At 68.9% G+C, this 4,417-nt stretch carries 6 protein-coding genes; 5 read left to right on the top strand and 1 reads right to left on the bottom strand.

Going from position 1 to position 4,417, the window contains the following annotated elements; all coding sequences use genetic code 11:
• Positions 1-737 (bottom strand): sensor histidine kinase (locus ACRDPS_RS13665; protein ID WP_431502191.1); only part of this gene is annotated, 737 nt, incomplete at its 3' end.
• Positions 738-870: 133 nt separating this feature from the next.
• On the opposite strand from ACRDPS_RS13665, the gene ACRDPS_RS13660 reads away from it, so the two are divergent.
• The 5 genes from ACRDPS_RS13660 to ACRDPS_RS13640 all read left to right on the top strand — a co-directional run.
• Positions 871-1,800, top strand: coding sequence for an ABC transporter ATP-binding protein (locus ACRDPS_RS13660; RefSeq protein WP_431502190.1), 930 nt, complete (start codon positions 871-873; stop codon positions 1,798-1,800).
• On the top strand, positions 1,797-2,633 hold the full coding sequence (locus tag ACRDPS_RS13655) for a hypothetical protein (RefSeq protein ID WP_431502189.1): 837 nt from the start codon (positions 1,797-1,799) through the stop codon (positions 2,631-2,633). Before ACRDPS_RS13660 ends, ACRDPS_RS13655 begins: the two co-directional genes overlap by 4 nt.
• Before the next feature lie 73 nt (positions 2,634-2,706).
• Complete coding sequence (locus ACRDPS_RS13650) at positions 2,707-3,501, top strand: SGNH/GDSL hydrolase family protein (protein ID WP_431502188.1); 795 nt, start codon at positions 2,707-2,709, stop codon at positions 3,499-3,501.
• A gap of 41 nt (positions 3,502-3,542) precedes the next feature.
• Positions 3,543-4,250, top strand: coding sequence for a ribonuclease PH (gene rph, locus ACRDPS_RS13645; protein ID WP_431502187.1), 708 nt, complete (start codon positions 3,543-3,545; stop codon positions 4,248-4,250).
• A partial coding sequence (locus ACRDPS_RS13640; protein WP_431502186.1) for a non-canonical purine NTP pyrophosphatase occupies positions 4,195-4,417 on the top strand: 223 nt, incomplete at its 3' end. The genes rph and ACRDPS_RS13640, both read left to right, overlap by 56 nt.

Below are 4,417 nucleotides of genomic sequence, written 5' to 3'. Positions count from 1 at the left end.
GCCCGGAGGTCCTCGAGCGCCTGGTGGGCGCCGTCGCGGATGGTGCCCACCTCGCCCCGCACCTGGTCGGCGGAGAGGTCCTCGCGGAAGGCGAGCGCGCCGGCCTGCATGGAGATGTGGGAGATGCGGTGGGCGAGCACGTCGTGCATCTCGCGGGCGATGCGCCGGCGCTCGGTCTCGCGGGCCTGGGAGACACGCAGCGTCTGCTCGGCCTCGGCCGTCTCGGCGCGCTGGCGCAGGGTGGTGATCAGCTCGCGGCGCGAGCCGATGTACATGCCCCAGGCGACCATCGCGGCGATGATCACGACGCTGAGACCGATGTTGAGACCCCACATCGCGAAGGCCGAGGGCCCCACCGAAGGTGTCGCGGTGTCCATCACGGCGAACCAGAACATGCCGGCCACGAAGCTGATCAGCGAGACCGGGATGATCTCGCGCCAACGGCGTCGGGTCGCCAGCGAGACCAGGGCCAGCGCGGACGCGCCCGCGGCGAGGATCGAGAACGCACTGGCGATGGTGATGACCGTCGCGATGGTGACGGGCCAGCGGCGCCGCCAGAAGACCAGGACCAGGCTGGTCACGCCGAGGAGGAGGTCGAGGGCGAGACGCCAGTCGGGCCAGCCGCCGACGCTGCTGGTCAGTCCCAGCGCACTGATCCCCAGCGCGACGAGATAGCGCCAGACGTGCCCCCACAGGGTCAGGCGTGGCTGGGTGGCCTCGGGCGCGGGTTGCTGCACGGCGTACACGTTAATGAACCGAAGGCGGGCAAACAGGCTGCTGGGGTCTCGACCGGCCCCATACTTTTGTCGGGTCGGGGGTCATCCGTATGTCCGATGCAGTCTCCGCCGGAGGCACGGCAAGATGTACGTCATGATCAAAGTCGAAGGACTGACGAGGGTCTACGGGACCTTCACCGCGGTCGACGACGTGTCGTTCACCGCCGAGCCGGGCAAAGTCACCGGATTCCTCGGGCCGAACGGCGCGGGCAAGTCGACCTCCATGCGCATCATGGTTGGACTGACCAACCCCACCAAGGGCCGGGCGACGATCGACGGCTCCCTCTACTCCGAGCTTCCCAACCCCGGCCGCCACGTCGGCGTGCTGCTCGACGCCAGTGCCCAGCACGACGGCCGCACCGGCCGTGAGGTGCTCACGCTCGCCGCGATGACGATGGGCCTGCCCAAGGCTCGCGTGGACGAGATGCTCGAGCTGGTCTCGCTGACTCCCTCGGAGTCGAAGCGCCGGATCAAGAACTACTCGCTGGGTATGAAGCAGCGGCTCGGCATCGCGAGCGCTCTGATCGGTGACCCGAAGGTGCTCATCCTCGATGAGCCGGCCAACGGTCTCGACCCGGCGGGCATCCGCTGGATGCGTGGGCTCCTGAAGGAGTACGCCGACCGTGGCGGCACCGTGCTGCTCTCCTCCCACCTGCTGCACGAGGTGGAGCAGATCGCCGACGAGCTGATCCTCATCGGCAACGGCCGCATCGTGGCCCAGGGCACCAAGGAGACCATCCTCGCCGGGGACGGCGCCGGCGGTCAGTCGCTGGTCACCTCCCTCGACAACGAGGCGCTCACGGTCGCGCTCAAGGGCAAGGGCTACAGCGTCGAGCCGGTCGGCACCGGCATGCGGGTCTCCGCTGCGCCGGCCGAGGTCGGCAAGGCAGCTCTGGAGTCCAACGTCGTGATCACCGACCTGCGTGACGGTGGCGTCGGCCTCGAGGACATCTTCCTGCAGCTCACCGCAGAAACCCAGCGCGAGAACACCGCGCAGATCCACGCCGAAGGAGTCTCCGCATGAGCGCCGTATCCGTAGCGCCCTCCACCCCGCTCCCGACGGCGGCGAAGGTGCCCTTCAGCCGTCTGGTGCTGGTCGAGTGGCGCAAGATGACCGACACGCGCGCCGGCCGGGTCATGCTGATGATCACCGGCGGGCTGATCGCGCTGGTCGCGCTCGTCATCCTGCTCATCACGGCGCTGGCCGACATGTCCGCGCTGCCGGCATCGACCTGGATGAGCGCTCTGTCGTTCCCGGTCTCGCTGCTGGTGCCTGTGCTGGCGATCATGATCGTGACCCAGGAGTGGGGTCAGCGCACGCACATGGTCACCTTCACCCTCGAGCCCAGCCGGTTGAAGGTCGTGCTCGCAAAGCTCCTGGCTGTCTTCGTCCTCGGTGTCGTCACCATGGCCATCGCGGTCGGCGTCGGCGCGCTCGGAACGCTTGGCGGCGCGGCGATCGCCGGGTCCGAGGCGAGCTGGAACGTGACCGGTGAGGCGCTCGCGTGGACCCTGGCAACGCAGATCCTCTACCTGCTCATGGGCTTCGGGTTCGCGATGCTGCTGCTCAACACCCCGGCCGCGCTGGTCATCTACTACGGCTACACGCTGATCCTGGAGGCATCCGTCTTCAGCGCTCTCTACTTCGTCTTCGACTGGGCTCAGAACATCTTCCCGTGGATCTCCATGCAGGTCGCGATGATGCCCTACATCGCGGGGAACGAGATGCAGGCGGCCGGAGTCGCCGTCGAGGACGGAGCCCTCGGGTACGCCCGGCTGTTCACCTCGATCGCACTGTGGGTCGGGCTGCCGCTGGTGCTCGGCACCATGCGGGTCCTCAAGTCCGAGCTGAAGTAGTTCATCGGACTGTTCGCGACACGACACGCGGGGGTGGGTGCTTCGGCACCCACCCCCGTCATCGTCGTGAGCCGTGGGCACCTACCTGCGTTACGCGGCGCTGGGCGACAGCGCCACTGTTGGCCTCGGGGACCCGGTCCCCGACGGTTGGCGTGGATGGGCCCGGCTTCTCGCCGAGGCTCTGGGACAGACGTACGACATCTCCTTCTGCAACACCGCGAGCATCGGCGGGACCGCTGCCGTCGTCGTCGCCGATCAGCTGGATGATGCGGTCGCGCACCGGCCCGATCTGGCCTCGCTGATCGTCGGGCTCAACGACCTGATGCGCTCCACCTGGGACCCGGTGCGGCTGCGCCAGGACGTGATGACCTGCGCGGACGCGCTCTCGGGCCAGGGCGCGCTGCTGATGACCCCGCGCTTCCACGACCATTCGCTGCTGTGGCCGCTGCCCGGCTGGATGCGGAGGTCGCTGCGGCGGCGTACGGCCGATCTCAACGCGGTGTGGGACGAGGCGTATGCGACCTATGGCGGCCTGCGGATCGACTTCGGGGCCGTCCCGGAGGTGCACGAGCGCAGGTACTGGTCCACGGACCGGCTGCATCCCTCCGAGCTCGGCCACCGCAGGCTCGCCCGCGAGCTGGCCGATCAGCTGGCTGCGTACGGCTTCTCGTTCGAGCCTCCCTCGCTGGAGCCGGCCGGTGGGCTGGAGACCGGATGGGCGCAGGACCTGGCCTGGATGGCCGGCGAGGGGGTGCCTTGGGTGGGGCGGCGGGCGCGTGACCTCGGGCCGTGGCTGGTGTCGCGTGCGATGCGGACCGAAACCGTTACGCCTGTGAAGGATGAGGCGCCTCAGGCGTCACAGGCGTAACCATTACGGTCCGCTCGACCCGGTCCCCTAGGGTGGTCGGCGTGACGAATCGAGCTGACGGGCGCGCCGACGACGAGCTGCGCCCCATCAAGATCACCCGCAACTGGCTGGACCACGCAGCCGGCTCCGTCCTCATCGAGTTCGGCAAGACCCGCGTCCTGTGCGCCGCCTCGGCCTCCGAGGGCGTGCCGCGCTGGCGCAAGGGTTCAGGGCTGGGCTGGGTGACGGCGGAGTACGCCATGCTGCCGGCCGCCACCCACGAGCGCTCCTCGCGCGAGTCGGTGAAGGGCAAGATCGGCGGACGTACGCACGAGATCTCCCGCCTGGTCGGGCGCTCGCTGCGCGCGGTCATCGACTACAAGGCTCTCGGCGAGAACACCATCAACATCGACTGCGACGTGCTGCAGGCCGACGGCGGGACGCGTACGGCCGCCATCACCGGTGCCTATGTGGCGCTGGCCGACGCGGTCGCCTCGCTGGGTGTATCGAAGGCCCTGACCGGCTCCGTCGCCGCGATCTCGGTCGGCATCATCGACGGCGTGCCGCGCCTGGACCTGCCTTACGAGGAGGACGTCCGCGCCGAGACCGACATGAACATCGTGATGACCGGCGAGGGCAAGTTCGTCGAGGTGCAGGGCACGGCCGAGGGCGCTGCCTTCGACCGCTCCGAGCTCGACTCGATCCTGGCACTGGGTGAGAAGGGCTGCGCCGACCTCACCAAGCTGCAGGAGGCCGCACTTGCCGGCTGAGCCGAAGATCCACGTCGCCTCGCGCAACGCCAAGAAGCTGGGCGAGATGTTCCGGATCCTCTCGCCGCTGGTGCCCGGCGTCTCGGTCGTCGGCCTCGACGACGTCGCGCAGTATGACGAGCCGGTCGAGGACGCGCCGACGTTCGAGGGCAATGCTCTGATCAAGG

The organism is Nocardioides sp. (assembly GCF_050699375.1).
GTDB lineage: Bacteria > Actinomycetota > Actinomycetes > Propionibacteriales > Nocardioidaceae > Nocardioides.
The sequence above is the reverse complement of the archived record's forward strand: the minus strand, read 5'-3'. Positions and strand labels throughout refer to the sequence as shown.

Coding starts and splice junctions, on each gene's coding strand:
- ACRDPS_RS13655 (WP_431502189.1), top strand. CDS start 1,797: ATGAGCGCCGTATCCGTAGCGCCCTCCACCCCGCTCCCGACGGCGGCG.
- ACRDPS_RS13660 (WP_431502190.1), top strand. CDS start 871: ATGATCAAAGTCGAAGGACTGACGAGGGTCTACGGGACCTTCACCGCG.